Source organism: Nocardia sp. NPDC051929, from assembly GCF_044548645.1.
In the GTDB taxonomy this organism is placed as follows: Bacteria; Actinomycetota; Actinomycetes; order Mycobacteriales; family Mycobacteriaceae; genus Nocardia; species Nocardia sichangensis.
The window spans coordinates 98955-125266 of record NZ_JBIUCG010000010.1; the positions used below are offsets into that span (position 1 = coordinate 98955).

Consider the following 26312-nt stretch of genomic DNA (forward strand, 5'->3'; position numbering starts at 1 on the left):
GCCAGCCTGCCGTCCGCGTTGACATCCTGACCTTCGTGTTCGTCGCGCCGCGTTACGGTACGGGTTCCCTGGCCGACCTGTTCCCCTCCGTCCTCGCCGGTCTCGGCGTGCCCGGCGAGGCGGACCGCCTCGGGCTGGAGCTCGACGCCGACCAGGTCTGCGTCCTGCTGGTGGACGGGCTCGGCTACCACGATCTGGTCGCGAATCCCGCTGCGGCGCCCTTCCTGTCCGGTCTCGCGCCGACCTCGCTCACGGCCGGTTTCCCGACGACGACGGCCACCAGCCTGGCCTCGCTCGGGGTGGGTGTTCCTCCCGGCGAGCACGGCATCGTCGGCTATCTGTTCCACGTCCCCGGCTACGACTCGCTGTTCACTCCGCTGTCCTGGCGGCTGCACGGCGTACCGAAGTCCGATCTGCGGAAGGAACTCGTTCCGACGGAATTCCAGCCGCGCACAACGGTTTTCCAGCGCGCCGCCGCCGACGGCATCGCCGTCGCCCAGGTGTCACCGCGCGATCAGGCGGGATCGGGACTGACCGAGGCGGTTCTGCGCGGCTGCGAGTTCCGTCCCCAGCTGTCGTTCGGCGATCTCGTCGCCAATGTGAGCGAGGCGCTGCGCGCCGGTCCACGCTCGCTGGTCTACACCTACCACGGCGATCTCGACCTCACCGGACACGTGCGCGGACCCGCCTCGCGATCCTGGGAGTTGGAACTCGCGCATGCCGACCGGCTCGCCGCCGCGCTCGCCGAGGAGTTGCCCGCCGGAGCGGCGCTGCTGGTGACCGCCGATCACGGCATGGTGCTGCTGGACGACCGTATCGATTTCGACACCACTCCCGTGTTGCAAGAGGGTGTCCGGGCACTCGGCGGTGAAGCCCGCGCCCGGCACGTCTACACCGAGCCGGGCGCCGAACCCGATGTCGCGGCAGCCTGGCAGGCTACTCTCGGCGCGGACTTCGAGGTGCTCGGCAAAGCGGAAGCCGTGAGCCGAGGCTGGTTCGGGCCCACCGTGGACCCCGCGATCGCCCAGCGCATCGGCGATCTGGTCGTGGTCGCCCACGGGCGGCGCGGCGTCATCCGGACCGGCGCGGAACCGCTGCAGTCCCGGCTGGTCGGTCACCACGGTTCGCTCACCCCCGCGGAGATCGACATCCCGCTGTGCGTCTTTCGCGCCTAGCCCCTGTCGTGGTGAACATACGCCCGGGAGCGCTCTAGTCTGGAGTCCGATCGCGGCGGGCAGCGCCGCCGAACCTCAGGAGGAGTCCCATGAACGCCACGCTGTCACGGACCGGCCGAACCGGCCTCGGGATCGCGATGGTCGCCATGGCGCTCGCGGGCTGCACCGACATCGAACGCGCGCTCAACCGCGGCGGCGACACCCCGTGCAGCGAGTACATCAAGCAGGACCAGGACACCAAGCGCACGACGATCACCAAGTTCGTCAAGCAACAGAGCAAGGACGACCGCGAGCCGGCGGGGACCGTGGTGGACGCGACGATGGTCTCGGTCGACTTGCTGTGCGGCGCCCAGGCCAATGCCGACACCCCGATCAAGAACGCCGACGTCGCAGGCATTTTCATCCGGAAGTGACCGCTCAGCGCGGCGGATGGGCGGCAAGCCAGTCCGCCGCGCGCTTACGCGAGGCCCGGGCCAGCCAGGCGTCCTGGATGACCTCGGTGAGTTCCCGACGGCTCAGTTCGCCGAGTTCGGCCGCGCGCACCAGGACCGACGGATGTCCGTCGAAATGCGGCGTGGTGAAGAACGGCGAGTCCGGGTCCTGGACCAGCGCCTGTTTGTCCGACTCCGACGGCACCCAGATCACGATCACATCGGCATAGCGCTCGCCGGTCGCCGGGTCGACCGCGTCCGGACGCGGGTTGCGGAAGAACACGAACGATTTGCCCCCGACCTGGTAGATCGGGTTGCCGCGTGGTCCGTCGACGCGCGTCACGTGGGGCATGCCCGAGGCCACTGCGTGCACGTCGGCGAGCCGTGCACGTGGAGTACCGGTCGCCATGCCAGCAGCTTATGGCGTGACCGGCCGGTAGGGCTCGAACAGTTCGCCACCGTCACCGGCGTCCGCCAGAATGAGAGTGCGATTACGAGCTCACACGACGATGGGTCTTCCACGTGGCGCGGTTCCGCACCCTCACGCAACAGCGGGTCGAACTGGAAAGAGAATGGGAGCGTTGGGCGACGGCTCCGCGGGCGACACCGGAGCCACGGAACACCGTCCTGCGCAACGAAGTAGCGCAATCCTGGCGGCGGTCGTTGCACACCGTCGATCCGGGCACCACCGGCGCGCCGGGAGTGGACGACATCGGCGACCGCTGGGCCGCTTCCCCGTTGCGCGATCCGGTGACGGCGCTGGCGGGTGAACTGCGCGCCGTCACCGAGGACTCCGGTTATCTGGCCGTGGTCACCGACAGCGCGGGCACCGTCCTGTGGTCCTGCGGTGACCGCACCCTGCGCAGGCAGGCCGAGCAGGTCAATCTCGCACCCGGCGGCTGCTGGGACGAAAGCCATATGGGCACCAACGGCCTCGCCCTCGCGCTGCACACCGATCGCCCTGCCTCCGTGTTCTCCGCCGAGCACTTGGTCGCCGCCCTGCACGGCTGGGTCTGCTATTCCGCACCGATCCACGGCCCCGACGGCAGGCAGGTCGGCGCACTGGATCTGTCCAGTACCTGGGACCGTTCCCATCCCGCGGTGCGGACCTCGGTGCGCGCGCTGGTGACGGCGGTGGAGACGATGTTGCGCACGGCCGCGCCCGTGCCCGAGCCGGGAATCCGGCTGGAATGCCTCGGCGCCGCGCGACTGGTGCGCGACGGCGTGCCGCTGCCCCTGCCGCCTCGGCAATTGGAGATCCTCGCGCTGCTGGCGCTCCAGCCGGACGGCTTCTCCCCGGAGCAATTGCACGCCGCCCTCTACGGCGACCGCGCGGTTTCCATCAGCACGCTGAAAGCCGACGTCTCGCACCTGCGCCGCGCGATCGGCGGCGAGATCAGCAATCGCCGTTATGCCCTCACCGGTCCGGTGTCCTGCGACGCCGTCGACCTGCTCGCCGCCGTCACCGCGGGCGACACCACCTCGGCGGTCTGGCTGTACCGGGGGCCGCTGCTGCCCGGATCGGAAGCGCCCGCCGTGCTGCAGTGGCGTGATCATCTCGACGTGGGTGTGCGCACCGCCGTGCTCGCCGGGGACCGCGCCGAGCACGCGGTGGCATTCGGCGAACGCGTGCCCCGTGACATCGCGGTGCACGAGCACGCGCTGCGGTTGCTGCCGCCTGACGACGTGCGCCGCGCCCTGGTCGCGGCTCGGCTGCATACCGCGTTGCGCGACTGAGATTTTCCCACCAACCTCGCACCAACCTCGGCGGACCATAGTGGGTCGGTCCGAGATATCTGCGAGGAATCATGAGCTACACCAGACCGGGGGCCGGACTCCGGCATCGCCGACTACCCGATGCCCGGCTCCGTCGCCCACGCGGTACGGCGGCGCACCGAACGCATCGGGTGGACATCACCGACCGCGCCAGGGCCGCGCTGCGCCACGTGATCGACCAGCACGGGGCCGTGCTGCTGCACCAATCCGGCGGACACCACGACAGCGGATCGCCGCGCTGCCTGCCCATCCGGGAGTCCCGGATCGGCGGTGAGGACGTTCTGCTGGGCAGCCTTCCCTGGCACACCGAATTGTGGATCAGCGGGGAGCAATACGAGCACTTGAAGCACGCCCACCTCACCGTGGACGTGGCCGACGAGCCCGGCGGCGGCCCCTCGGACGCACTCGAGGACATGCGTTTCGTCATCAGATCACGGCTGCTCACCGACGAAGAAGCAGCGGCGCAGGCGGCGGGCGGGCCGCCGCGCACCGGAGCCGACCGGTTGGCGTGACCCCTGCACGACCGAACCGGCGGGTCGTCCGTCCGGGTGGGCACGACCACCCGGACGGACGTCGTGTCTCAGCGCCCGGGCAGGAAACGCAGACTCCGGGCCACCGTCATCAGGAACGGCTGCCACTTGCCCTTGGGGAACAGTTTCGGCGCGTCGAGGTTCATGAAACGGGTGACCACGATCGACTGCGGCTCGGTGAATTTGAGCAGGCCGTCCGGCCCGTGGCGGCGCCCCACACCGGAGATACCCATACCGCCCATCGGCGCCCCGGTGGTGCCCCATGCCGGCGCGTAGCCCTCGTCCACACAGACCGTGCCCGCGTGCAGCCGCGCCGCGATCCGCTCGCCTTCGGACTTGCTTCCCGCCCACACCGAGGCGTTGAGACCGTAGGCGGTGTCATTGGCCAGGCGCACGGCCTCCTCGACATCGTCGACCGGATAGATCGACACCAGCGGTCCGAAGGTTTCGTCGCGGCCGCATTCCATCTCGTCGGTCACTTCGGCGAGGACGGTCGGCTCGAAGAACAGCGGACCCAGATCCGGGCGGGCCTTTCCGCCGGTGAGGACCTTCGCTCCCTTGGAGGTGGCGTCCGCGACGTGCTTGGACACCGTCTCCAGTTGCGCTTCGGAGATGAGGCTGCCGATGTCGGTCGAATAATCGTAGGCGGCACCGAGTCTGGCGGCGTTCGTGGCGGCGACGAATTTTTCGGTGAACGCCGCGGCGACCTGCCGCTCGACATAGAGCCGCTCGATCGAGATGCACAACTGCCCGGCGTTGGAGAAGCAGGCGCGCACGGCCGCCCGCGCGGCCTTGTCCAGGTCGGCGCCGGCGGCCACGATCATCGGATTCTTCCCGCCGAGTTCGGCGGAGAAGCCGATCAGCCTGCGGCCGCACTGTTCAGCCAGGGTGCGGCCGGTCGCCGACGACCCGGTGAACATCAGGTAGTCGCAGGCCTCGACGATCGCGGTGCCGACAACGCCGCCCGGCCCGGGGACGACCGCGAGCAGCTCCCGGGGCAGACCGGCCCGGTAGAGCAATTCCGCACCGGCCAGCGTGGAGAACGGAGTCTGGCTGTCGGGTTTGACCACCACGGCGTTACCCGCGATGAGCGCCGGTATGGAATCGCCGATCGACAGCAGCAGCGGGTAGTTCCACGGAGCGATGACGCCGACCACGCCTTTGGGCTGGTACCGCACGGAGGCGCGGTTGAGCACCGGAAAGGCGCCCGGTACTCGGTGGCCGCCCAGCAGGCTCGGTGCGATCCTGGCGAAATAGCGGGCCGCGAACATCAGGCCCATGATCTCTTCCTGGGCCGCCCAGCGCGCTTTGCCGGTCTCGGCCTGCACGACGTCCATCAGGAATTCACGGTGCTCCACCACCAGCGCGCGGTAACGATCCAGCACGGCGGCGCGTTCGGCCACCGGCTTGGCCGCCCAGCTCCGCTGCGCGGCCCTGGCCTTCTCGAAGGCGGCGGCGACATCAGCTGCCGTGCCGACCGGCACGCTGCCGAGCGGCTTTCCGGTGAAGGTCTCGGCGATCGTCCTGCGCTGACGATCTGCGGGCGCCTCGATCGCGGCCAGCGCGCTGAGGCGGTCGAATACATCGGCTTCCGGCGCGGGCATCGTTGCCTCCTACTTGTAAGTAACCGAGGGATACGGACAATCTACGCCGCGTTCGAGGCGCCCTGAACCGGCCACGGGAGGATTTCGGGGCGTATCGGGCCACGGTCGACCGCTCAGGTGAGCCGCGCCGGACGCCATCACCTCCCAGTTATGTGCTCCGGCAATAATTTTCGGTAGAGCGCCGCCGAATCATGAGGACGTGTGTCACGTCAACTCCAGTCCCGCTCACCGGGACAGGACGCCCGGATCGCCGGGTTCGTGGATTACGTTGTGCCGATGTTCAGAGCGAGGCTCGGGGTCCGCACCCGGATTCTGGCGATCGCGCTCATTCCGAGCCTGACTCTGCTTGTCGTCGGCGTGGGCGCTGCGAGCTATCTGGTCGCGGAAGGAACCAAAGCCAAGGACTGGGCCGCTGAGAATCAGAAAGCCATTCCCTCGACCAGGGAATTGATGGAGGCGGTCCAGCAGGAACGCTACTTGACGCTCGCACAGCTGAGCGGCGACCCCACGGCGGCGGTACCACTCGGCGCCGCGCGGATGCGACTGGACGGTGCGCTGCGCGGCTTGGTCCAGGCCTCCGAGGGCCTCCGCGACATCGACGACTCCAAGCTCGGCGACAACGTCGCCAACTTCACCACCCTCACGCAGAACATGACCGCCGTGCGTTCCGGCGTCGACGCCGTGGCGCTGCCGCCCTCGGACGCGTACATGTTCTTCAACCGCCTGCTCGACGTGATCTCCGTCGGCACCAAAGTCGCCGAGCAGACCGCCCCGTACACCGAAATCGGCGTGCGGATCGCCACCGGCATGCGCCTGTTCAACGCTACCGAGGCGATGGCGCGCAGCAACGCGCTCGGCGGCCTGTACGTCGACGGCGCCACCGCGCCACCGGCCATTCCCGCCGAGGAGTACGTCCGTCAGGTCGGCTTCTACCACACCGAGATCGCCGCGCTCAGCGCCGAACTGCAGGGCGCCGAACAGCACCAACTGCAGACGCTGACCGCGAGCCCGGCCTGGCAGCAGCTCTCCGCGATGGAGAACGCCATCGCCCAGCGCGCCGTGACTCCTGCCGCGCCGACCGGCTCGAGCACATCCGGCAGCGGTCCGCGTTCATCGAGTCCGCCGCCGCTGCCACTGAACACGCAGGAATGGCGCAGCGCCGCCGCCGAGGTCAACCGCGGCCTGATGGATGCCTGGACCGGGCACAACCGGGCATCGCAGAAACTCGCGGAGGACAAGGCGGCCGCGGCGGCGACCAGATCCGCGTTCGCGGGCGGCGGCGTGCTGGTGATCAGCGTGCTGGCGTTTCTCATCGCCGTGGTGATCGCCAATCGGGTCATCCGCCGGTTGAAGCGGCTGCGCGGTCAAACGCTGGCCCTGGCCGATGAGCGGCTGCCGGAGATGATGCGCAGGCTGCGCGACGGAGAGACCGTCGATCCCGCGGTCGAATCCCCGAATCTGGACTACGGCAGCGACGAGATCGGCCAGGTGGCCAAGGCTTTCCAGCACGCGCATTCCGCGGCCGTCTCCGCGGCGGTCGCCGAATCTCGTACCAGAGAGGGCGTCAAAGCGGTGTTCCTGAACATCGCGCACCGCAGCCAGATCGTCGTGCACCGGCAACTGGAGATCCTCGACGAAGCCGAGCAGCGGCAGGAGGACCCGATCCTGCTCGACACCTTGTTCCGCCTCGATCATCTCGCGACCAGAGAGCGGCGCAACGCCGAGAACCTCACCATCCTCGGCGGCGGCAAGCCGGGCAGGCAGTGGCGCAACCCCGTGCCGCTGGTCGACTTGGTGCGCAGCGCCGTCGGTGAGACCCTCGACTACGCGCGGGTCCGGGTGGCGCGGCTGCCCGAGGTCCGCGTACTCGGCACGGTGGTCGCCGACCTCATCCACCTGCTCGCGGAGCTGGTGGACAACGCGACCTCCTTCTCCCCGCCGCAGTCGCGGGTCGAGGTGACCGGCAACGTGGTCGGCAAGGGCGTAGTGGTCGAGATCGGCGATCAGGGCATGGGCATGTCCGAAGCCGAACTGACCAAGATGAACGAGATGCTGCGCAACCCGCCGGATTTCGGCGTGGCGGCGCTGTCGGCGGACTCCCGGCTCGGGCTGTTCGTGGTCGCGCAGCTGGCTACGCGCCACGGCATCGCGGTGCGGCTGTCGGACTCCGACTACGGCGGTATCAAGGCCATCGTGCTCATTCCGACCGCGCTGATCGCGACGGATTCCGTCGCACCGCAGACACCGGCGGAACTCACCGATCCCGGCAGCCGACGCAAACTCGTCGCCGGTGCCGCGGTCGCGGCGGATACCGGGACGTTCGCGCAGTCGGCATCGCCGGTGGCGACCCTGTCCGCCGAACCGGCCGCACCCCCGCGCTACGGACCGCGCCCGTATACCGAGGCGCCGACGCAAGCGGGTCCGGACGGCCGTCCGGCGTTGCCCCGCCGGAGCCGCCAGACCAACCTCGCACCGCAATTGGCGCAGCCGGTCCAGGAGCAGGCCGCACCCGCGCAGCCGCCCCGCTCCGCCGAGCAAGCCCGCGATCTGATGTCCGCCATCGAGAACGGGACCAGGCAGGGCCGTCGCGCTGCCATCTCCGACGAACAGGAAGGCTAGGTGTGTCCGCTTCTCCCGCAGGTGATCTCAATTGGCTGCTCGACGATCTCGTCGACCGGCTGGCCGGCGTCCGCCACGCGGTGGTGCTGTCCACCGACGGGCTGCTGCTGGGCCGCTCCAGCGGAATGAACCGCGAGGACGCCGAACACTTCGGCGCGATGTCCTCGGCGCTCTACGGGCTGGCGCGCAGCGCGGGCAACCGATTCGACGGCGGCGGGGTCCGCCAGGCGGTCATCGAACTGGACCGCGCGGTGCTGTTCGTGACCTCCGCGGGCGACAACGCCTGCCTGGCACTGCAGGCCGCCGAATCGGCCAATCTCGGCATGGTGGCCTACGAGATGAATCTGACCGTCCAGCGCGTAGGCAACTACCTGTCCACAACTCCGCGCCAAGACCTCGTCGGACATGTCGAATAGCGACCGCCATGACCAATCCGCGTGAGCCCTGGTTCGACGAGGCGGCCGGTCCGCTGGTGCGTCCCTACGCGCTCACGCGCGGGCGCACCAGCGGCGCCGGACCCGAACTGGATATGCTCACCACCGTGGTCGCGGACACCTCCGCGTCCGCACTGCGACGCAGTGAACCCGAGTACGCCGAAATCCTTCGCCTGTCCCGGGTCTCGCAGACCGTCGCCGAACTCTCCGCACAGTTGCGTTTGCCGCTGGCGGTGACGAAGATCCTCGTCGGTGACCTGATCGGCGACGGGCAACTGATCTTCCGCGCTCCCGTTCCGACGGAGGCCGGACCCGATGACCTCAACATATTGCGAGCGGTACTGGATGGAATCCGAAAACTTTGACCCGAGCGGCACACCGCAACTGGCCGCCTCGGTCAAGATCCTCGTCGCCGGCGGGTTCGGCGTCGGCAAGACCACGATGGTCTCCGCGATCAGCGAAGTCGCGCCACTGCGCACCGAAGAACTGATCACCGAGGTGAGCACCGGCATCGACGATCTGTCGGGCGTCGAGCAGAAGTCCACGACCACGGTCGCCTTGGACTTCGGCAGGCTCACCATCGACCGTGAGCTGGTGCTCTACCTGTTCGGCACGCCCGGCCAGGATCGGTTCTGGTTCCTGTGGGACGAACTAGCGCGCGGCGCGCTCGGCGCGGTCGTGCTGGCCGACACCCGCAGACTGGGCAACTCCTTCGCCGCCGTGGACTTCTTCGAGCGGCGTGGTCTGCCGTTCATGGTGGGCGTCAACTGCTTCGACGGCGCACCGCGATACACCATCGACGAAGTGCGTGACGCCCTCGACCTCGACACGGTGACCCCCGTCATGCTCTGCGACGCCCGCGACCGCAGCTCTTGCAAAGACGTCCTGCTCACCCTCGTCGAGCATCTGATCCAGCGGGCACAGCGCGCACACGCCACCACCTGATCGCGCCGCGTGTTCACACGCGGTGCACTCCCTCGGCGACTGAAACCCCGAGAGTTCCGGGCTCACACCTGCCGCAGCCAGGCGACGAACAGCAGCGCGCCACCGGCGACGAGCACGACCGCCGCCGGAGCGGGCCACCGTGGCCCGTTCCGGCCGAGCAAACCGCGGGTCAGCCGCAATTGGAACGCGCCGAGCCCGGCCAGGGCCAGCAACCACACCGGCAGCAACCCGACACCGAGCGCCGCGTGCACCGCCCACCCCCCCGCCAATGTCGGGCCACCCCAAGAATCTTCGAGATCATCACTCGCGACGAGCGGATAGCAGACTCCGCGGAACGCGCCCAGGGCCGCGAGGAACGCCAGGAACCACGTCACCAGGCCCACCCCACCGCTGAGCACCGAGTGCGACACCGACCGGAGAGCCGAGAATTTATGCGGCAGAACGGATTCGCCGAGCATTCGCCGCGGCACGCGCAATCGGGTGGGAATTCGCCGCGCCGCCAGGGGCAGCGCCCGGAGTGCGTAGGCTGCGTAGCGCAGAAGCGGCCGAAACCAGGACATATCGCCGACGGTAGCGCTGTTCGGCCCGCGATTCACCGCAGCAGACCCGCGTGCACCAGATCGTCGAACAGCAGCTGATCCACGGGGGGGACGAGGGCGCGATCGGCATAGGAGAACCACGCGACCTCTTCGATCTCGCTGCTGGCGGCCAGCGTTCCACGATAATCCGCGGTGTAGCAACTCATCCGCACCAGCGCGCCGTCCGTCGGGCCGTGCACCGCCTCGTAGGTGCCGACATGCGCTGCGGTCTCCGGCAGCAGGGCGACGGTGAGTTCCTCCTCGATCTCGCGGAGCAGTGTCTGCAGGTCGGTTTCGGCGCCCTCGCGCTTGCCGCCCGGGATGTAGAAGACGCCTTTGCCGCGCGGTCTGGCGCAGAGAATGCGTCCCTCCTCGATGCGCACCCACGCCACCGTGTCGATCAGTTGCCGCACTCGCCCGTCCGCCACCGCCGCAGCCTATCGCCGTGCGGCGGTGAACGCGGAACCGGCCGCACCCGCCTCAGCGCGATGGCAGGAGGGAAGGATCCTTGGCGCCGGGGCCGAGAACGGGGCGCAGGTCGCGTGGGGCGATGTGCTCACCACACTCGGAGCACACCGGTTCGACGGTCGCGAGGTTCCCGCACGTGGTGTGTACGGTCTGCACCGGCGGGCCGTCCGGGGCGGCCCATTCGTCGCCCCACTGACGCATCGCGGTGACGACAAGCCACAGCGAACGGCCTTTCGGGGTGAGCCGGTAGTCGTAGCGAACCGGATTGTCCTGGTAGGGCTCTCTGGTCAGTACCCCATGCTCGATCAGATGCTCGAGACGCTGGGTGAGCACGTTGCGGGCGATGCCGAGACGGGCGTGGAAGTCGTCGAAGCGCGTCACGCCGAACAGAGCGTCGCGCACGATCAGCAGCGTCCACCACTCTCCGACCACCTCGAGGCACTGGGCCAGCGAGCAGTTCATGTCCTCGAAGCTCGTCCTGCGCATATCCGTCAGCATAGTCGGTTGCTTCATAGAACTCACTCGCTTATGGTGCATTGCATGAAACAACTCACTAAGCGGACACTCGCCGAGGAGTTCACGCTCACCGAGACCGGCACCGCTGGGTGGCAGGCGCGCGTCGACCGGTCCTGGCGCGGCTGGACCGGCCCGCACGGCGGCGTGATCGCGGCACTGCTCATCGAGGTGGCTCGCGCGGCCGCCGCGGAACCGCTGCCGGTGCGGGCCGTGGACCTCCGGTTCCTGGGGCGCCCCACAGACGAAGTGCTCACCTTCCACGCGACCGCACGCGCCGTCGGCCGCAGCACCGTCGTGGTGGAGGTGGGCGCCGACCAGGACGGCAGCCCGATCGCCGGGGCGTCCGTCACGCTCGGTCGCGCCATGGCGTCGGGCGTCGCGGATTACGCAGGCGCGCCCGCGCCGCGAGTGCCCGATCCCGATTCCTGTGCGCACTTCGCCCTCCCGCCCGAAATCGTTCCGGTGGGCGTGCATTTCGACATCCGTCCGGCAGCCGGGCCGCTGCCGCTGACCGGTGCGGACGAACCGATGATGTGCGCGTGGATCGAACTCGTCCCCGAGTTGCCCACCGATGCCGCGGCCCTCGCGATCCTCGCCGATGCCCTGCCGCCCGCCGTCTTTCCCACACTGCGCGCGCCCGTCGCGATTCCCACCGTGGCGTTGTCGATGCACCTGCACGACGTGCCGACCGAGGGCTCGCCGGTGCTGGTGCGCACGGTGAACGCCTCGACCGGCGGCGGCTGGTCGGTGGACGACACCTCTATCTGGGATCGAAGCGGCCTGCTGCTCGCCTCGGCCCGCCAGACCCGCCGCGTGCTCGGCTGAACGGAGACGATCGTGCATTCTTCATCCACGCCGCCCAACCGGGCCACCGACTACCGGGTCGTGCTCGCCGTCGTCTCCCTCGGCGTCCTGCTGTCGAGCCTGGACCTGTTCATCGTCAACGTCGCCCTGCCGGACATGGCCGCCGACCTCGGCGGAGCGCAGATCTCGGGACTGTCCTGGGTACTCAACGCCTACGCGATCGTGTTCGCCGCGCTGCTGGTCCCGGCGGGACGACTGGGCGACCGTCGCAGCATCCGGACCACCTTCCTGCTCGGGCTGGTGGTCTTCGTCGTCGGATCGGCACTGTGCGCCACCGCCTGGGACGTCGGGTCGCTGGTGCTGTTCCGCGTGCTCCAGGCCGTCGGCGGCGCGCTGCTGACGCCCGCCTCGCTCGGCTTGGTGCTCGCGGCCAGCCCCCCATCGCGCCGCGCCGCCGCCGTGCGGCTGTGGGTCGCCTTCGGCGGGCTCGGCGCGGCGCTCGGCCCGGTCCTCGGCGGCCTTCTCGTCGAATTCGGCTGGCGCTGGGTATTTCTGGTGAATGTGCCGATCGGTCTGGCCGCCGTGGTGGTCGGACTGCGGACGCTGCCCGATCCCGAGGGCGACGGCGGGCGGCTGCCCGACCTGCTTGGTGCGGCGTTGCTGGTCGGGGCCATCGCGAGCCTGGTGCTCGGCCTGGTCAAGGGCGAGGGCTGGGGCTGGTCGTCGGCGCGGGTGCTGGTCGCGTTCGCGCTGGCGGCGATCCTGGCGGTGGCGTTCGTCGTCTCCTCGGCCCGGCACCACAGCCCGGTGGTGGATCCGGCGCTGCTGCGCGCGCCCAGCTTCGCCTGGATGACCGGCAACGCGGTGTTGTTCAACGTGGCCTTCGGCGCGATGCTGCTGTCGGTGGTGCTGTGGGCGCAGAACGTCTGGGATTGGTCGGCGTTGCGCACCGGACTGGCCATCGCGCCGGGCCCGCTGATGGTGCCGGTGGTCGCAGCCCTGGCGGGACGGCTGATCGGCCGGATCGGGGCCGGGCCGGTCATCGCCGCGGGCGGGATCGTGTTCGGCGCGGGCATGCTGTGGTGGGCGCGGGCGGTCACCCTGACGCCCGACTATGTCGGTGGCTTGCTCGGCGGCATGGTGGTCAGCGGCATCGGCGTCGGCCTCACCCTGCCGACCGCCTTCGCCGCGGGCACCGGCGGACTGCCGCCGCAGCGGTTCGCCACCGGATCGGCCGTGCTGAGCATGGCGCGCCAGCTCGGTCTCGCCGTCGGCGTCGCGGGCCTGGTCGCGGTGCTCGGCTCACCTACAAGCCCGGAGGCGACACTCGACGCGTTCCGGCACGGGTGGTACGCGACGGCGGTGGTCGCGGTCCTCGCGGGCTTGGTCGGCGCGACCGCGCGTATTACGAAACCCACTGTCGCACAACCAGAATCGGCTATCGAGTCGGCCGTCGCCTGATCCGGGTCCAAGCCCATGGCCCGTGCGTGACACTCCGCTCGACAGCGCCGATTCGACAGCGCGCGTCGCGCCGCCATTGCTCGGCGATCCGCGGCCGCACTTTCCGGATCCATCGCGGCGCTGTCCGTAGTGGTTGTCATCGGCCGATTCGTGACCGCACACTTGGTCGATCCCTGGTCGACGTCCGAACAGCACCGGACGCCGACCAGGGTCCCACGCGACGGGCGGTTCAGCGGCTGGGCGCTGAAATCGCCGGACCACGAGCGGCAGGATCGGCACCAGTAGCCCGTTTCGGTCGGCACAGCATGGCAACGCTACGCGACTCGCACCGTGAGGCTCTCGCGCCCGGCCGCCAGCGCCACGTGGGCGACGGCCGCTTCCAGGCCCCGCGCAGGCAGCGGCGCACCGTCGAACATGGTGATCTCGACGGCGTCCTCGGCGAGCTCCCAGACACCCGCGATGCGCCCACCCACCACGACGATCGGTGAGATCCAGCCCGCGGTGCGGCTCACCTTCGCACGGTGGGCGGCAGGCAGCAGCACGGTGTCACCGGTGCCCGGTCCCAGCACGTATTGGTCGAAGGCGCCGAGCAGGTGCACCGTCGCACTCGGCGCGGCGGCGGCCAGTGCGTCGACCTGGTCGGTCGGCAGGAAGGCGCGGCGGCCCTCCACGTCGATTTCGGTGATCAGGTCGCCCAACTCGGCGAACCAGCGGCGCACCGTGGTCTCGCGCAGGCTGTTGCGGCTGAGCCAGGCGTCGAAGGTCTCCGGCGTCGCCGGGCCGTAGGCGCCGAGATAGCCGAGGATCGCCACCCGCGCCGCGGCGTCGAGAGCGGGCAGGCCGGGCCAGTCGCGCACCAGGTGCGCGGGACTGGTGAACGTCACTTTGGTGCCTCGTCCCGGGCCGTGACACAGCACGCCCTGCCAGGCCAGCGGTTTGAGCAGCGCACCCCAACCGGATCGCAGTTCCTCCCCCAGCCGATGGAATTCCGGTGCGGACACCAGGGCTTCGACCAACTCCTCCCGGGTGAGCACCGCGGCGTCGAGTACCTGCGCGACCGCCTCGGTCAGTGCCGCCACCTCCGTGGGCGAAGCGCCGAAGTTCTTCTGCCAGGAGGGTTTCTCCCAGGTGCGCGCGGAACCGATGAGCGCGAGAACGGCGGCGGCCAGTTCCGAAGGCAGCGCGTGCAGCGTGCCGCGCATCGCCCAGGTCTTCATCAGCGCGCCCTCGTCGAGCGCGCGCACCAGCGCGCCGGATTCGGGCTTCGTGCTGCGCAGTGCGACCGCCAGTTCGGCCGCTGAGGTGACCTGAGCCTGCACACCGCACAGACGCCCGGCCACCGCTACCGCACCTTCGTCGGTCCGGGACAAGACATAGTGCCGGTCCAGCCGCCAGGCGAAAACCTGATCCCAGGTGGCCCGCATTCGCGCTCCTTCTCCTGCTCAGTTCAGCATCGTGCCCGCGCAGGCGACCAGCGCGGCGGCCAGCGCCGACCCGGCGAGCGTCATCGCGATCACGCCGAGCAACGCGGTGCGGGTGGTGGCGCGCCGAATCGCGCCGACCGGGTCGGCCAGCCGTTCGGCGCGGGCCAGTACCGCCGTGCCCGCCGCGGCCAGCGCACCCGGCGGCGCGGGCTCGACGATGCCGACGATCGCCAGCAGCCCGCCGAGCAGCGGCAGCGAACCGTGCTCGTCGGCGGCCTTGTCGTCGGCGCACATCTCCAGCAGGCGGGCGATCTCGGCCGCGCCACCGGTGAACAACCGCAGGCCGGGCAGTGTGGTGGCCACCGCGCGCAGCACCGCGGTCAACGCCGCGTGCCTGCCGGACAGGTGCGCGCGTTCGTGCGCGAGTACCGCGGCGAGTTGATCCTCGTCCAGCGCCGCCAGCGCGGCGGTGGTGACCACGATGGTGTCGGGTCGTCCCGGCACGCAATACACCTGCCGCTCCGGTGAGTCGAGCACGACCGCCCCGATTCCCGGCACCGGCCTGCCGACCAGACGGACCGCCCGCGCGTGGACGCTGGTGCGCCTGCGCATGTCCAGCACGACTCCCACGGCGCGCGCCACCAGCGCGACGGTTCCGGTGGACACCAGTGCCGCCACCGCGAACGTGGCCGCACGGCCGGCCGCGGCGCCGTGCGCATCCACCGGAGCCCACAGGAACGAGGCGCACGCGTGCAACGCGTCCTTCGGATGTCCCCAGTAGGTGGCGAACTCGACGGTCAGCACCGCCGCCGCAACCCCCCATGCGCTCAGCGCACCGATGATCGCGACAACCCAGGCGATCACACCCAGCCGCGGCGCGATCCCGCGATAGGTCAGTCTGCGCAGCACGGGCGGACCGAAGGCCGCCACGACGCCGCCGTACAACGTCAGAGCCAGGGCCAGGCTCACGGCACTTCTGGTGACTTACGCGCCGCGAGTCTGCGTAGCGCGGCACGCAGCCCCGCCGACTCCTCGGCGCTGATCCGATCGACGAAATGGCTGAGCACCAGATCCGAGCGTCCGCCGGAACCCAGCGCCTCCAGCATGAGCCGGGCGCTGTGTTCTTCCCTGGTGAGCGTCGGCCAGTATCGATAGGCCTTGCCCGCGCGTTCGCGCGCCAGCCACCCCTTGCGATGCAGGTTGTCCATGGTCGACATCACCGTCGTATACGCGATGTCGCGCTGAGCCGACAGTTCGTCGAAGATCTCACGCACCGTTGTGTCCTCTGCGTCCTGATCCCAGATGCGGTCCATGATCACCGCCTCCAGATCCCCGAATCCACGCACCGTACCGACTCCCTCATCCGAGCTGTGCCCCGTCGTGGGAACAGGTTACCGGTTTGGGTGGGTTACTACGGAGGCAACCAGTAGATCCGTCCGCTCCGACCGCACCCTGTCGGGGCCATATGCGAACATATGTTCGTGTCCGACGCGCCCGTCTCCCGATCCGGCAGGCCCCGGATTCTCGCGCGGCCGGAGGCATCGATCCTGCATGCCGACCTCGACTCCTTCTATGCCTCGGTCGAGCAGCGGGACGACCCGTGGCTGCGCGGCAAACCGGTGATCGTCGGCGGCGGCGTCGTCCTGGCTGCCAGCTACGAAGCGAAGGCGTTCGGAGTGCGCACCCCGATGAACGGCGGACAGGCGCGCCGGTTGTGCCCGCACGCGATCGTGGTGCCGCCGCGCATGTCCGCCTACGCCGAGGCGAGCAGAGCCGTCTTCGAGATCTTCCGCGACACCACACCCGTGGTCGAGGGCGTCTCGATCGACGAGGCCTTTCTCGACGTCGGCGGACTGCGCCGGATCGCGGGCGAGCCCGTCGCCATCGCGACGCGGCTGCGTGCGGAAGTCCGCGACCGGGTCGGCCTGCCCATCTCGGTGGGCATCGCTCGCACCAAGTTCCTCGCCAAGGTGGCCAGCGCCGTCGCCAAACCCGACGGATTACGGCTGGTGCCGCCGGACGGCGAACTGGACTTCCTGCATCCGCTGCCGGTCGAAAGGCTCTGGGGTGTAGGCGATGTCACCGCGCGCACGTTGCACGAGCACGGCATCACGCGGGTGGGCCAACTGGCCGAACTCGGCGAGCGCCCGCTGCGGGCGATCCTCGGTCCCGCCGCGGCACGCCACCTCTACGCCTTGTCCTGGGCGCGTGACCCGCGCCGGGTCGAGACCGGCCGGCGGCGGCGCTCGATCGGCGCCCAGCGTGCCCTCGGCCGCAAGCACCGGCCGCCGGACGAGATCGAGGCCTACCTGCACGGGCTCACCGATCGGCTCGGCCGTCGCCTACGCGCCGCCGACCGGGTGTGCCGAACCGTGGTGCTACGCCTGCGTTTCGACGATTTCACCCGGGCCACCCGCTCGCATACTCTCGCCGGGGCCACCGACCACACCGAGACGATCCTGAGCGCGGCCCGCACCCTGCTCGCCGGGGCGATGCCGGTCATCCAGGAACGCGGCCTCACCCTGATCGGTCTCGCGCTGACCAACCTCGACGACGCCGACTCCGTCCAGCTCGCCCTGCCCTTCGAAGCCCGTGCCACCAACAGCCTCGACGCCACCCTCGACGACTTGCGCAAGCGCTTCGGCTCCGCCGCCGTCACCCGCGCCGCCCTCCTCAACCGCGGCGAGGGCCTCTCGGTTCCTCTTCTCCCCGACTAGCCGCGCCTCAGTACGAGCGTTTCGGCCGCTTGTCCATCAACCGCAGGATCAGCGGCGTGAAGATCAGCTGCATGGCCAGCTCCATCTTCCCGCCGGGCACCACGATGCAATTCGTCCGCGACATGAACGAGTCGTGCAGCATCGACAGCAGATAGGGGAAGTCGATCACCTTCGGGTCGGCGAACCGGATCACCACGAAACTCTCGTCCGCCGTCGGGATGGTGCGCGCGATGAACGGATTGGACGTGTCCACGGTCGGCACCCGCTGGAAGTTGACGTAGGTGCGGGAGAATTGCGGGCAGATGTAGGTGACGTAGTCCGGCATCCGCCGCAGGATCGTATCGATCACGGCCTCGCTGGAGTACCCGCGCTCGGTCTTGTCCCGGATCACCTTCTGAATCCACTCCAGATTGATGATCGGCACGACGCCGACCAGCAGATCGGTGTATCGCGCCACATCCACGGTGGAGGTGACCGCCGCGCCGTGCAGGCCCTCGTAGAACAGCAGGTCGCTGCCCGGCGTCAGCTCCTCCCACGGCGTGAAGGTGCCCGGCGGCTGGCCGTAGGGCTTCGCCTCGGCCTCGTCGTGCAGGTACCGGCGCACCGTTCCGACCCCGGTCTCGCCGTAGTCGCGAAACAGCGTCTCCAGTTCCTTCAGCAGGTTGGCCTCCTCCCCGAAATGCGAGAACCGCAGATTGCGGCTCTGCTCCGCCTCGGCCATGGCCAGTTTCATCTCGTTGCGGTCGTAACGGTGGAACGCGTCGCCCTCGACGATGGCCGCGTTGATCTCTTCGCGGCGGAAGATCTCCTGGAAGGTCCGCGTCACGCTGGAGGTCCCCGCCCCGGAGGACCCGGTGATGGCGACGACCGGGTGCTTGACCGACATGGTTCTCCTCTTCAGCGCTGGGCCGGACGAAACAGCGACCGCCTGCCGAACAGCGAGCTGTCGAAGCTGGGGCCCTCGTCCGGTTCGCGGTGATACCGCTCGATGCGCTCGACTTCGTTGCGGGAGCCGAAGATCAGCGGCACCCGCTGATGGACGTCGCCGGGCGTCACTTCCAGCACTCGCTCGCTGCCGGTGGTCGCGGAGCCCCCGGCCTGTTCGACGATGAACGCGATCGGATTGGCGCCGTAGAGCAATGCCACCCTTCCCGGACGCGTGGGCGGGCGGGTGTCGCGGGGGTACAGGTACACCCCGCCTCGGGTCAGGATGTGAAAGGTGTCGGCGACCAGCGAGGCCACCCAGCGCATATTGAAATCCCGCTCGCGGGGGCCGTCGACGCCGTCGAGGCACTCGTGCACGTAACGGCGCACCGGTCGTTCCCAGAACCGCTCATTCGCCGCGTTGATCGCGAATCCAGAGGTGTCCTCGGGGATGCGCATCCGCGGGTGGGTCAGCACGAACGCGCCGATCTCCCGGTCCAGGGTGAACCCGTCGACCCCGCTGCCGGTCGTCAGCACCAGCATGGTCGCGGGCCCGTACAGGGTGAACCCCGCGCACACCTGCTCGACGCCGGCCTGCAGGAAGTCGGCCGCCGCGGGGCCCGGGCCCTGCGCGGGCGCACGCAAGACGCTGAAGATGGTGCCCACCGGCAGATTTACGTCGATGTTCGACGAACCGTCCAGCGGATCGAAGGCCAGCAGGTACTTCCCGCGCCGATGGGTGGCGGGCACCGGATGGATCTCGCTGATCTGTTCGGACAGCAACGCCGAAAGGTGCCCGGTCCATTGAGTTTCGGCGACGATGATGTCGTTGGTGATCGCGTCCAGTTTGCGATGCACCGTCGGCGGCAGATTGTCCGGCTCGGACGCACCGATCGAGCCGACGATCGCGCCCCTGGTGACCTGATTGGCGACGATCTTCGTCGCGGTCGCGATCACGTTCACCAGGGCGGAGAACTCACCGGACGATCCGGGATGCCGATGCTCCTGTTCTATGGTGAAGCGGGTGAGGGTCTTCAGTCCTTCTGGCATAACGCCTCGATCTCGTCACCGGGGTCACACGGTCGGCTCGCCGGCGGGCTCGGGGTCGGTGAACACGCTGCTGCCGTAGACATCCCGGTCGGTCAGCGTGATCAAATCGGTCTTGGTCAGCGGTCTGCGCAGTTCCACGAGACGCTTGGCCTGCCGCAACCGGCAACGGTCGAGCGCGTTGCGGACGCTGCGCGCGTTGGAGAAGCGCGGGCGGGCCATCCGGTGTTCCAGGTACTCCCCGAAAGCGGTCCGCGCCGCGTCGTCGAAGTGGAAGTTCTCCGCCGCCACCATGAGCTCGGCGATTCCCAGCAGCTCCGCGTGCGTGTAGTCGGCGAACTCCAGATGGTGGGCCACCCGTGAGGACAGGCCCGGATTGGCGGAGAAGAAGCGGTCCATCCGGTCGGGGTAGCCCGCGAAGATCACCACCAGGCTGGCGCGTTCGTTCTCCATCTCCTGCAACAGGATCTCGATCACCTCCTGCCCGTAGTCGCGTTCGTTCTCCGGCCGGAACAGGTAGTAGGCCTCGTCGATGAACAGCACCCCGCCCGCCGCCTTGGCCAGCGCCTCTTTGGTTTTCGGTGCGGTGTGCCCGATGAACTGACCCACGAGATCGTCGCGGGTGACCGTGTGCACCTTGGGTTTGCGGATGTAGCCCAGGGCGTGCAGCATCTGCGCCATCCGCAATGCCACCGTGGTCTTGCCCGTGCCGGGACCGCCGGTGAAGCTCATGTGCATGGTCGGCCGCGAGGAGGTCAGTCCGAAACGTTGCCGGGCACGGTCGATCAACAGCAGCGCCGCGATCTCGCGGACCCGCCGCTTCACCGGAGCCAGCCCGATCAACTCCGCGTCCAGCCTGCGCAACGTTTCCTCGACGTCGTGACCCGCGATGTCGCTCGACAAGTCCAGCACCGCGTCCTCGGCCAGGATTTCCGGCTCTTCCGGATCGGGCGACGCCGTCCGCACCGCGCCGGGGACATCAGCCCCCGGCCGGTGCAGACGGAATCCGGAGCCGTTGCGCTCAGCCGCCATACCGCTCTCCCGGCCGGACGGTCGTGGCATACGAATGCAGGCCGTATGTCTGCATCCGGTCGGGACCCTCGGTGCGGGTGAGCACGAAACCCGGCTCGTCGGGCGGTCGTTGCACCAGGAAACTCAGCGCCGTCGTCTGCCTGGTGTAGCGGGCGTCGTAGGCGAGCACCCGCACGTAGTGCCGGGGGAAAGTCGCCCGGCACGCGTTGATCTCGGCCAGCACACCGTCGGGCTCGTCCAAGTCGAACAGCGGCAGCCCCCACATCTCCCAATAGGCATTACGCGGGTGCGGATCGTCGGTGTACTCGATGGACACCGGCCAGCTGTTGAGCAATGCGTAGCGCACTTGGGCGGCGATCTGCTCGTCGGTCAGCGGCGGCAGGTAGCAGAATGTTCCGTGCCTCAGATACATCGGCTCGTCCTTCCTGGATGGTCAGCGGCTGGCCGTCGGCACGGCGTCCGGCGCGTCGGTGGAGGTGTAGTCGAAGGTGACATCGCCCCAGGTGGCAAGCGCGACATCGAGCGGACGGCAGATCTCGGCCGCCTTCCTGAGCACATCGGGGCCTTCCTTCAACAGGTCGCGGCCTTCGTTGCGGGCCTGCACGACCGCCTCCAGCGCGACCCGGTTCGCCTCCGCGCCCGCGGCGATGCCGAGCGGATGCCCGATCGTGCCGCCGCCGAACTGCAGCACCACGTCGTCACCGAACAGGTCGAGCAACTGATGCATCTGCCCGGCATGGATGCCGCCGGAAGCCACCGGCATCACACCGGGCAGGCTCGCCCAGTACTGGTCGAAGAAGATCCCGTTGGCCGGCTCGGTCCGGATGTGGTTCTCCCGCAACGTGTCGTAGAACCCCTTGGTCGTCGCCGGGTCGCCCTCCAGTTTCCCGACCACGGTGCCCGCGTGCAGATGGTCGACGCCGATCAGCCTGCACCACTTGGCCAGCACCCGGAAGCTGACGCCGTGCGTCTTCTGCCGCGTGTAGGTGGAATGCCCCGCGCGATGCAGATGCAGCAGCACCCCGTTGCGGCGCGCCCAATGCGACATCGACTGCATCGCGGTGAAGCCGACGGTGAGGTCCATCATGATGACGACGCTGCCGAGTTCCTTGGCGAACTCCGCGCGCTCGTACATCTGCTCCATCGACGCCGCGGTCACATTCAGGTAATGGCCTTTGATTTCGCCGGTCTCCGCCATCGCACGGTTGACGCCCTCCATCGCGAACAGGTACCGGTCGCGCCAGCGCATGAACGGCTGCGAGTTGATGTTCTCGTCGTCCTTGGTGAAATCCAGGCCGCCTTTGCATGCCTCGTAGATGACGCGTCCATAATTGCGGGCGGATAGCCCGAGTTTCGGTTTCACCGTCGCGCCGAGCAGCGGCCTGCCGTATTTGTTGAGATATTCGCGTTCCATCACCGTGCCGTGCGGCGGCCCTTGGAACGTCTTCACGTACGCCACCGGAATGCGCATGTCCTCCAGCCGCAGCGCCAGCAGCGGCTTGAACCCGAACACGTTGCCGATGATCGAGGAGGTCAGGTTGGTGATCGATCCCTCCTCGAACAAGTCGAGATCGTAAGCGATATAGGCGAAGTACTCCCCCGGCCGCCCGGGGACCTCGTCGATGCGGTAACACTTCGCCTGGTAGCGCGAGTGGGCGGTGAGCCGGTCGGTCCACACCACCGTCCAGGTCGCCGTGGAGGATTCACCCGCCACCGCGGCCGCCGCCTCGATCGGATCGACACCGCGCTGCGGAGTCACCCGGAACACGGCGAGCACGTCGGTATCCGACGGCTGGTAGTCGGGCGCGTAATACCCCATCGACGCATAGGATTGGACACCCGGATCCCAGCGGTCGCGTTCGGTTTCTTCGGCCATCGTTCCTCCTGCTGTGCCACTGCGGGACACCCGCACCCGGGCGAACGGGCGTGCCTTGGGATTTCCAGGATGACGGGCCGGATACCGACAAACAATTTGATTGTTTCTCGCGACACTCAACATATTCGTTGAGTTTGTTACCGTTCTCGGGTGGGTATGGTGAGCGCGGCTCGGATGGAAACCTTCCTGGCCGTCGCCCGCCACGGCAGCATCCGCCGCGCCGCGGCGCAGTTGCACATCACCGAGGCCGCCGTCTCCGCGGCCGTCGCGCACATCGAGAAACTGCTGGGGGCAAAGCTCATCGCGAAGTCCGGGCGCGGCATCGCGCTCACGGAGGCCGGGCGCGTCTACGCCGAGTACTGCCGCGGCATCCTCGGGTTGATGAAGGAGGCGCAGGCGGCCGTGCGCCGCGCCGAGACCGGGCGGCTGCGGATCGGCGTGGTCGCCACCGCGGGCGAGTACGTCCTGCTGCGGCCGCTCGCCTCGTTCCGCCGCCGGTTCCCCGACATCGAACTGAGCCTGTCGGTGCATCCGCGCGACGCGCTGTTCCTCGAATTGCAACACCATGAAACGGATCTCGTCATCGCAGGCCGCCCGCCACGCGACACCGGGCTGGTGGTGCGCGCCCGGCGGCCCAGCCGTCTGGTCGTGGTCGGCCTACCGGAACTCGACCCGCTGCACACCACCTGGCTGCTGCGCGGGCGCGGCTCCGGCACCCGCGAGGCCACCCTCGCCTTGCTCGACCAACTCCGGATCGAACCGCCCGTGCTCACTCTCGGCTCCCACGGCGCCGTCCTCGCCGCCGCGCGAGAAGGACTCGGCGTGACGTTGATCCACAGCGACGCCATCTCCCAGGACCTGGAGAACGGCGCGCTGCGCGTGCTCGCGGTCGAGGGCACCCCGCTGGATCGTCCCTGGCATGCCATCACCACCCGCACACCGACGCCGACCACCCGCCTGTTCCTCGCCCATCTGCTCGACCCCGCGGAGGTCGGTTCCGACGCCTTCCACCCGCATTGAGGCCCGCGACCTGCGCGAACCGGCACCACAGCCGCCACGGAAACCGACTGGACGGATATGACAGACTGACTCGCATGACCCGAGGGGATGTTCCGTCCAACGTCTCGGACACCGCGCGCTGGGTCGCGGCCTACCGGGCACGCGAGACGATCCGCCCGGACGCGCTGTTCCGCGATCCGCTCGCCGACCGGCTGGCCGGCGAACGCGGCCACGCCATCGCCGACAACGCGCCTGCGGTGATGCGCGACGGGTGGCCGATCGTCACGCGGACCAAACTGATCGATGACCTCATAGCCACCGCGATCGGCGAGGGCTGCGACCGCGTCCTCAACCTCGCCGCCGGTCTGGACGCTCGCCCCTACCGGCTCGATCTGCCCGACGAGTTGCTCTGGATCGAGGCCGACCTCCCCGAGATCGTCGCCGAGAAGGACAGCGCCCTCGCCGGCGAGACGCCGCACTGCGTGCTCATCCGCCGCGCGGTCGATCTCGCCGACCCGGACGCGCGGATGAAGTTCCTCGACGAGGCGCTCGGCGCGATCGGCCCGAGCGCCACCGGCGCGTCCAAGGCCCTGGTGCTCACCGAGGGGCTGCTGATGTACCTCGACCCGCCGACGGTCACCGATCTCGCGACCGCACTGGCCCGCCCTGAGATCGCCTGGTGGCTGCTGGACCTGAGTCTGGGCATGCGCAAGATGCGCTCTGGCGACACCTTCGCCAACGCGCCGATGCAGTTCGAACCCGCCAACGGCGTCCGCTTCTTCGAAGACCTCGGCTGGCAGCCGATCGAACTGGAAAGCCTGCTGCTGCACGCCCGCAAGTTCCACCGCGCACCTTGGTACCTACGTCCCTTCACCTATCTCCCCCAGCCCGACCCCCGCAAACCCATGCGCACCCCCTGGTCGGGCATCATCCGTTTCCGCCACACCTGAGCGACGCCGTCCTCGGCTACAGCTGGCCGTGCTGAGAGTCGAAGGTGAGCACGCGGCCGCCCAGTTGGATCTGGGCTCCGGGTGCGAGGACGATCGGCTGGCCGGGGACCGCTCGGACCCAGTCCTGGCGTCCGGGATGACGAATGTGGGTGCCGTTGGTGGAACCGCCGTCCACGACCGTGACATCCCAGTCGACGAGGCGGATCTCCGCATGCGCCCGCGACATTCCGCCCGAGCTGTCCTCCAGCCGCACCGGGCGCGCGCCACGCGCGACCGCGTCCGAATGCTCCGGTTCGCGGCCGAGAACGCAGTCGCTGTCCAGGACGAACGACGTGCCGTCGTCCAGTAGCAACACACCGAGTGGTGGGCGCACCCCTTCGCTGAGCACGCAGGTGAGCTGATCCATCCGGATCCCGCAGACCGCGCAGAACGACACCCGAGGATCGTTGTGATGATGCCGGGCGCATTGGAAACCCGGCACGATCACGCGATGTCCCAGCGCGTTCGAGCCGGTCGACCCGAGCGCGTCGGCGACGACGCCGGTCGAGGGAACCATCGTCTCGGCGAGATTCGCGTCGTTGGCGATCGCGTGATCCCGATCGGTGCGGTGCGCGGGCCGCGCCGGGCTCTGGTCCGGCGCCGGTGGTACTGGCTGCGCCGCCGGGGGCGTCACGCCTTCGCGTGGCGTGGCCCGCCGCGCCGGCGCTTGGAGATCGACTTCCGTCGCGGCATCGCCGGACTCCTCGCCCTTCCGCAGGCTCGGCGCCCGTCGTGGTTGCGCTTCGGACTCCTCGGAACCCGCCTGCCCGCCCGGCCGGTGTGGTTGCGGCATCGCCTGCGGTCCGGCGGTGCGAATCGGTTGCGGCATCTGATCCGGCATCGGCGGCCGATCCTCGAGGCGATGCGGTTCGGCCGCCGGTCGTGGCGCGACGTGCGGCGGCTCCGGCCGGGGCTCGACGGGAGATGGCGGCGCGGATCCGGCGTGCGGTCGCCGCGGGGACTCGGCGTCACCGTGGCTGTCCGGCTCATCACCGATCGCGCCCGACCACAGCACCGCGCCGGACCCTGGCGCGGCGCCCGCCTCCAGCGACAGAATCCCCCGCCCCGGTAGCGATTCCGCGGTCCAGCCCGCCTCGTCCACGAACAACCCGGCGCCGCTGCCGGGTGCGGGCGTCACCATGCGGTCGACGGTGAATCCGGCGTCCCGGCCGCGCAGCACCTCCGTGTGGCCCGGACCGGCGAGCACCGCGGTGACCCCACCGTGCAGAAACACCGCGAGACCTTGGTCCACCGGCGTGATCACCCCGAATTCGACTTCCTCCTCCTCGCCGTTGGACAGGCCCATCAGCCAGGTCGTGGCCAGTCGCGCCACCGCGCGCCCGCTGCGGCGCCGGTCGCGCGCGACGGCTTCGCGAACGATGTCCAGCAGCGCCGTCATCGTGCGGGCAGCGACCGTGTCCGCCGTGAGGAGCCCGTCGCCCCGGTGCGCGACGACCACGACCGCGCCATTCGCGCTCGCCACCAGGTGGGTGCCGGGCAACACCTCGATCTGCGCGCTCACAGGAACCGGCCGCCTTGGAAGCGCCACCGATGGAAGACCACCCGCATCGGCCCGTTCACGATGAGCCAGAAGGCGATCCATGTGACGACGAACTGGATGAGGAAGGCAGCGAGCGGCGGACGCAGATGCTCGGGCAGCACCACCGTGGTGTAGCGCACGAGCACCCAGATCAGCGCTCCCTCGTTGAGGATGGTGACCAGACCGAACAAGGTCGGCCAGTCCTTCTCCCAGCGGAACTGTTGGAGCAGGTGGTAGAGCAGTTCCCAGAGCACACCGACCAGAACGGTCGCCAGCAGCACCGACAACGTCACCCGGTACGCCTGACCGATGCTCGAGGACCCGGTCGGCAGGAACGGGGTGATGAGCAGCGCGACGACGAAGCCGATCACGCTCAGCGCGAGCAGACGGGTCTGGATTCGCCCGTTCAAGGTAGGAAGCATC

Annotated in this window: 28 protein-coding genes; 13 read left to right on the top strand and 15 right to left on the bottom strand. The window is 69.2% G+C overall.

What is annotated here, in order from left to right; translation table 11 throughout:
• Window positions 1-35: 35 nt before the first annotated feature.
• Both ACIHAX_RS14870 and ACIHAX_RS14875 read left to right on the top strand, forming a co-directional pair.
• Window positions 36-1175: an alkaline phosphatase family protein gene (locus ACIHAX_RS14870; protein WP_397277877.1), complete on the top strand. Its 1140-nt coding sequence runs from the start codon at window positions 36-38 to the stop codon at window positions 1173-1175.
• Window positions 1176-1264: 89 nt separating this feature from the next.
• Window positions 1265-1588: a hypothetical protein gene (locus ACIHAX_RS14875; RefSeq protein WP_355073951.1), complete on the top strand. Its 324-nt coding sequence runs from the start codon at window positions 1265-1267 to the stop codon at window positions 1586-1588.
• A 4-nt stretch (window positions 1589-1592) separates the two neighbouring features.
• On the opposite strand, the gene ACIHAX_RS14880 is transcribed toward ACIHAX_RS14875, so the two are convergent.
• Complete coding sequence (locus tag ACIHAX_RS14880; protein ID WP_355073953.1) at window positions 1593-2015, bottom strand: MmcQ/YjbR family DNA-binding protein; 423 nt, start codon at window positions 2013-2015, stop codon at window positions 1593-1595.
• A 113-nt stretch (window positions 2016-2128) separates the two neighbouring features.
• Here ACIHAX_RS14880 and ACIHAX_RS14885 point away from each other — a divergent pair, with 113 nt between their 5' ends.
• Window positions 2129-3343 carry a transcriptional regulator gene (locus ACIHAX_RS14885; RefSeq protein ID WP_355073954.1) on the top strand — a complete coding sequence of 405 codons (1215 nt, stop codon included), beginning with the start codon at window positions 2129-2131 and terminating at the stop codon, window positions 3341-3343.
• A gap of 71 nt (window positions 3344-3414) precedes the next feature.
• Complete coding sequence (locus ACIHAX_RS14890; protein ID WP_397277880.1) at window positions 3415-3894, top strand: DUF779 domain-containing protein; 480 nt, start codon at window positions 3415-3417, stop codon at window positions 3892-3894.
• A gap of 68 nt (window positions 3895-3962) precedes the next feature.
• On the opposite strand, the gene ACIHAX_RS14895 is transcribed toward ACIHAX_RS14890, so the two are convergent.
• Entirely contained in the window at window positions 3963-5516 is a 1554-nt protein-coding gene (locus ACIHAX_RS14895) for a succinic semialdehyde dehydrogenase (protein ID WP_364426356.1), read from the bottom strand.
• Between the two features lie 276 nt (window positions 5517-5792).
• Here ACIHAX_RS14895 and ACIHAX_RS14900 point away from each other — a divergent pair, with 276 nt between their 5' ends.
• The 4 genes from ACIHAX_RS14900 to ACIHAX_RS14915 are packed head-to-tail and all read left to right on the top strand — an operon-like array spanning window position 5793 to window position 9514.
• Window positions 5793-8135, top strand: a complete 2343-nt coding sequence (locus tag ACIHAX_RS14900; RefSeq protein WP_397277882.1) for a nitrate- and nitrite sensing domain-containing protein — start codon at window positions 5793-5795, stop codon at window positions 8133-8135.
• A gap of 2 nt (window positions 8136-8137) precedes the next feature.
• On the top strand, window positions 8138-8551 hold the full coding sequence (locus tag ACIHAX_RS14905; RefSeq protein WP_355073958.1) for a roadblock/LC7 domain-containing protein: 414 nt from the start codon (window positions 8138-8140) through the stop codon (window positions 8549-8551).
• An 8-nt stretch (window positions 8552-8559) separates the two neighbouring features.
• Window positions 8560-8934: a DUF742 domain-containing protein gene (locus ACIHAX_RS14910; protein WP_355073960.1), complete on the top strand. Its 375-nt coding sequence runs from the start codon at window positions 8560-8562 to the stop codon at window positions 8932-8934.
• The gene (locus ACIHAX_RS14915) at window positions 8915-9514 is read left to right on the top strand and encodes an ATP/GTP-binding protein (RefSeq protein ID WP_355074427.1); all 600 of its coding nucleotides are present in this window, start codon (window positions 8915-8917) and stop codon (window positions 9512-9514) included. Before ACIHAX_RS14910 ends, ACIHAX_RS14915 begins: the two co-directional genes overlap by 20 nt.
• 62 nt (window positions 9515-9576) lie before the next feature.
• Here the strand turns inward: ACIHAX_RS14915 and ACIHAX_RS14920 are convergent, their stop codons facing one another.
• Genes ACIHAX_RS14920 through ACIHAX_RS14930 form a run of 3 tightly spaced genes read right to left on the bottom strand, consistent with a single transcriptional unit; the run spans window position 9577 to window position 11046 of the window.
• The gene (locus ACIHAX_RS14920) at window positions 9577-10074 is read right to left on the bottom strand and encodes a hypothetical protein (RefSeq protein ID WP_397277884.1); all 498 of its coding nucleotides are present in this window, start codon (window positions 10072-10074) and stop codon (window positions 9577-9579) included.
• Between the two features lie 32 nt (window positions 10075-10106).
• Window positions 10107-10520 carry an NUDIX domain-containing protein gene (locus ACIHAX_RS14925; RefSeq protein WP_355073963.1) on the bottom strand — a complete coding sequence of 138 codons (414 nt, stop codon included), beginning with the start codon at window positions 10518-10520 and terminating at the stop codon, window positions 10107-10109.
• Between the two features lie 52 nt (window positions 10521-10572).
• Window positions 10573-11046 (bottom strand): helix-turn-helix domain-containing protein, encoded by a 474-nt coding sequence (locus ACIHAX_RS14930; protein WP_364426370.1) that lies wholly within the window; start codon window positions 11044-11046, stop codon window positions 10573-10575.
• Between the two features lie 54 nt (window positions 11047-11100).
• Between ACIHAX_RS14930 and ACIHAX_RS14935 the strand changes: the two genes are divergently transcribed.
• Both ACIHAX_RS14935 and ACIHAX_RS14940 read left to right on the top strand, forming a co-directional pair.
• On the top strand, window positions 11101-11901 hold the full coding sequence (locus ACIHAX_RS14935; RefSeq protein ID WP_397277887.1) for a thioesterase family protein: 801 nt from the start codon (window positions 11101-11103) through the stop codon (window positions 11899-11901).
• A gap of 12 nt (window positions 11902-11913) precedes the next feature.
• Window positions 11914-13341: an MFS transporter gene (locus ACIHAX_RS14940; protein WP_397277889.1), complete on the top strand. Its 1428-nt coding sequence runs from the start codon at window positions 11914-11916 to the stop codon at window positions 13339-13341.
• A gap of 314 nt (window positions 13342-13655) precedes the next feature.
• Here the strand turns inward: ACIHAX_RS14940 and ACIHAX_RS14945 are convergent, their stop codons facing one another.
• Genes ACIHAX_RS14945 through ACIHAX_RS14955 form a run of 3 tightly spaced genes read right to left on the bottom strand, consistent with a single transcriptional unit; the run spans window position 13656 to window position 16111 of the window.
• Window positions 13656-14765, bottom strand: coding sequence for a DNA glycosylase AlkZ-like family protein (locus tag ACIHAX_RS14945; protein ID WP_397277891.1), 1110 nt, complete (start codon window positions 14763-14765; stop codon window positions 13656-13658).
• Between the two features lie 18 nt (window positions 14766-14783).
• Window positions 14784-15734: a M56 family metallopeptidase gene (locus tag ACIHAX_RS14950; protein WP_397277893.1), complete on the bottom strand. Its 951-nt coding sequence runs from the start codon at window positions 15732-15734 to the stop codon at window positions 14784-14786.
• A complete protein-coding gene (locus tag ACIHAX_RS14955; RefSeq protein ID WP_043691105.1) occupies window positions 15731-16111 on the bottom strand; it encodes a BlaI/MecI/CopY family transcriptional regulator in 381 nt (126 codons plus the stop codon). Before ACIHAX_RS14955 ends, ACIHAX_RS14950 begins: the two co-directional genes overlap by 4 nt.
• A gap of 129 nt (window positions 16112-16240) precedes the next feature.
• Between ACIHAX_RS14955 and dinB the strand changes: the two genes are divergently transcribed.
• On the top strand, window positions 16241-17482 hold the full coding sequence (dinB, locus tag ACIHAX_RS14960; RefSeq protein ID WP_397277895.1) for a DNA polymerase IV: 1242 nt from the start codon (window positions 16241-16243) through the stop codon (window positions 17480-17482).
• A 7-nt stretch (window positions 17483-17489) separates the two neighbouring features.
• Here the strand turns inward: dinB and ACIHAX_RS14965 are convergent, their stop codons facing one another.
• Genes ACIHAX_RS14965 through ACIHAX_RS14985 form a run of 5 tightly spaced genes read right to left on the bottom strand, consistent with a single transcriptional unit; the run spans window position 17490 to window position 22361 of the window.
• Window positions 17490-18368: a phosphoribulokinase gene (locus ACIHAX_RS14965; RefSeq protein ID WP_355073975.1), complete on the bottom strand. Its 879-nt coding sequence runs from the start codon at window positions 18366-18368 to the stop codon at window positions 17490-17492.
• An 11-nt stretch (window positions 18369-18379) separates the two neighbouring features.
• A complete protein-coding gene (locus ACIHAX_RS14970) occupies window positions 18380-19456 on the bottom strand; it encodes a class 1 fructose-bisphosphatase (RefSeq protein WP_364426390.1) in 1077 nt (358 codons plus the stop codon).
• 24 nt (window positions 19457-19480) lie between these two features.
• Complete coding sequence (locus ACIHAX_RS14975; RefSeq protein ID WP_355073978.1) at window positions 19481-20485, bottom strand: AAA family ATPase; 1005 nt, start codon at window positions 20483-20485, stop codon at window positions 19481-19483.
• Complete coding sequence (locus ACIHAX_RS14980; protein WP_355073980.1) at window positions 20475-20897, bottom strand: ribulose bisphosphate carboxylase small subunit; 423 nt, start codon at window positions 20895-20897, stop codon at window positions 20475-20477. Before ACIHAX_RS14980 ends, ACIHAX_RS14975 begins: the two co-directional genes overlap by 11 nt.
• A gap of 21 nt (window positions 20898-20918) precedes the next feature.
• Window positions 20919-22361 (bottom strand): form I ribulose bisphosphate carboxylase large subunit, encoded by a 1443-nt coding sequence (locus ACIHAX_RS14985; protein ID WP_355073982.1) that lies wholly within the window; start codon window positions 22359-22361, stop codon window positions 20919-20921.
• Between the two features lie 174 nt (window positions 22362-22535).
• On the opposite strand from ACIHAX_RS14985, the gene ACIHAX_RS14990 reads away from it, so the two are divergent.
• Both ACIHAX_RS14990 and ACIHAX_RS14995 read left to right on the top strand, forming a co-directional pair.
• A complete protein-coding gene (locus ACIHAX_RS14990) occupies window positions 22536-23381 on the top strand; it encodes a LysR family transcriptional regulator (RefSeq protein ID WP_397277898.1) in 846 nt (281 codons plus the stop codon).
• 74 nt (window positions 23382-23455) lie between these two features.
• Window positions 23456-24310: a class I SAM-dependent methyltransferase gene (locus ACIHAX_RS14995; protein WP_397277900.1), complete on the top strand. Its 855-nt coding sequence runs from the start codon at window positions 23456-23458 to the stop codon at window positions 24308-24310.
• A 16-nt stretch (window positions 24311-24326) separates the two neighbouring features.
• Here the strand turns inward: ACIHAX_RS14995 and ACIHAX_RS15000 are convergent, their stop codons facing one another.
• Both ACIHAX_RS15000 and ACIHAX_RS15005 read right to left on the bottom strand, forming a co-directional pair.
• On the bottom strand, window positions 24327-25871 hold the full coding sequence (locus ACIHAX_RS15000; RefSeq protein WP_397277902.1) for an FHA domain-containing protein: 1545 nt from the start codon (window positions 25869-25871) through the stop codon (window positions 24327-24329).
• Window positions 25868-26311 carry a hypothetical protein gene (locus ACIHAX_RS15005; protein WP_364426401.1) on the bottom strand — a complete coding sequence of 148 codons (444 nt, stop codon included), beginning with the start codon at window positions 26309-26311 and terminating at the stop codon, window positions 25868-25870. The genes ACIHAX_RS15000 and ACIHAX_RS15005 overlap by 4 nt, the downstream gene beginning before the upstream one ends.
• Between the last annotated feature and the right edge of the window lies 1 nt (window position 26312).

Excerpts from the sequence above, each read along its gene's own strand:
- ACIHAX_RS14875 (WP_355073951.1), top strand. The coding sequence starts at position 1,265 with ATGAACGCCACGCTGTCACGGACCGGCCGAACCGGCCTCGGGATCGCG.
- ACIHAX_RS14880 (WP_355073953.1), bottom strand. The coding sequence starts at position 2,015 with ATGGCGACCGGTACTCCACGTGCACGGCTCGCCGACGTGCACGCAGTG.
- ACIHAX_RS14890 (WP_397277880.1), top strand. The coding sequence starts at position 3,415 with ATGAGCTACACCAGACCGGGGGCCGGACTCCGGCATCGCCGACTACCC.
- ACIHAX_RS14895 (WP_364426356.1), bottom strand. The coding sequence starts at position 5,516 with ATGCCCGCGCCGGAAGCCGATGTATTCGACCGCCTCAGCGCGCTGGCC.
- ACIHAX_RS14900 (WP_397277882.1), top strand. The coding sequence starts at position 5,793 with ATGTTCAGAGCGAGGCTCGGGGTCCGCACCCGGATTCTGGCGATCGCG.
- ACIHAX_RS14910 (WP_355073960.1), top strand. The coding sequence starts at position 8,560 with ATGACCAATCCGCGTGAGCCCTGGTTCGACGAGGCGGCCGGTCCGCTG.
- ACIHAX_RS14915 (WP_355074427.1), top strand. The coding sequence starts at position 8,915 with ATGGAATCCGAAAACTTTGACCCGAGCGGCACACCGCAACTGGCCGCC.
- ACIHAX_RS14920 (WP_397277884.1), bottom strand. The coding sequence starts at position 10,074 with ATGTCCTGGTTTCGGCCGCTTCTGCGCTACGCAGCCTACGCACTCCGG.
- ACIHAX_RS14930 (WP_364426370.1), bottom strand. The coding sequence starts at position 11,046 with ATGCGCAGGACGAGCTTCGAGGACATGAACTGCTCGCTGGCCCAGTGC.
- ACIHAX_RS14935 (WP_397277887.1), top strand. The coding sequence starts at position 11,101 with ATGAAACAACTCACTAAGCGGACACTCGCCGAGGAGTTCACGCTCACC.
- ACIHAX_RS14945 (WP_397277891.1), bottom strand. The coding sequence starts at position 14,765 with ATGCGGGCCACCTGGGATCAGGTTTTCGCCTGGCGGCTGGACCGGCAC.
- dinB (WP_397277895.1), top strand. The coding sequence starts at position 16,241 with ATGTTCGTGTCCGACGCGCCCGTCTCCCGATCCGGCAGGCCCCGGATT.
- ACIHAX_RS14965 (WP_355073975.1), bottom strand. The coding sequence starts at position 18,368 with ATGTCGGTCAAGCACCCGGTCGTCGCCATCACCGGGTCCTCCGGGGCG.
- ACIHAX_RS14970 (WP_364426390.1), bottom strand. The coding sequence starts at position 19,456 with ATGCCAGAAGGACTGAAGACCCTCACCCGCTTCACCATAGAACAGGAG.
- ACIHAX_RS14975 (WP_355073978.1), bottom strand. The coding sequence starts at position 20,485 with ATGGCGGCTGAGCGCAACGGCTCCGGATTCCGTCTGCACCGGCCGGGG.
- ACIHAX_RS14980 (WP_355073980.1), bottom strand. The coding sequence starts at position 20,897 with ATGTATCTGAGGCACGGAACATTCTGCTACCTGCCGCCGCTGACCGAC.
- ACIHAX_RS14985 (WP_355073982.1), bottom strand. The coding sequence starts at position 22,361 with ATGGCCGAAGAAACCGAACGCGACCGCTGGGATCCGGGTGTCCAATCC.
- ACIHAX_RS14990 (WP_397277898.1), top strand. The coding sequence starts at position 22,536 with ATGGAAACCTTCCTGGCCGTCGCCCGCCACGGCAGCATCCGCCGCGCC.
- ACIHAX_RS14995 (WP_397277900.1), top strand. The coding sequence starts at position 23,456 with ATGACCCGAGGGGATGTTCCGTCCAACGTCTCGGACACCGCGCGCTGG.
- ACIHAX_RS15005 (WP_364426401.1), bottom strand. The coding sequence starts at position 26,311 with ATGCTTCCTACCTTGAACGGGCGAATCCAGACCCGTCTGCTCGCGCTG.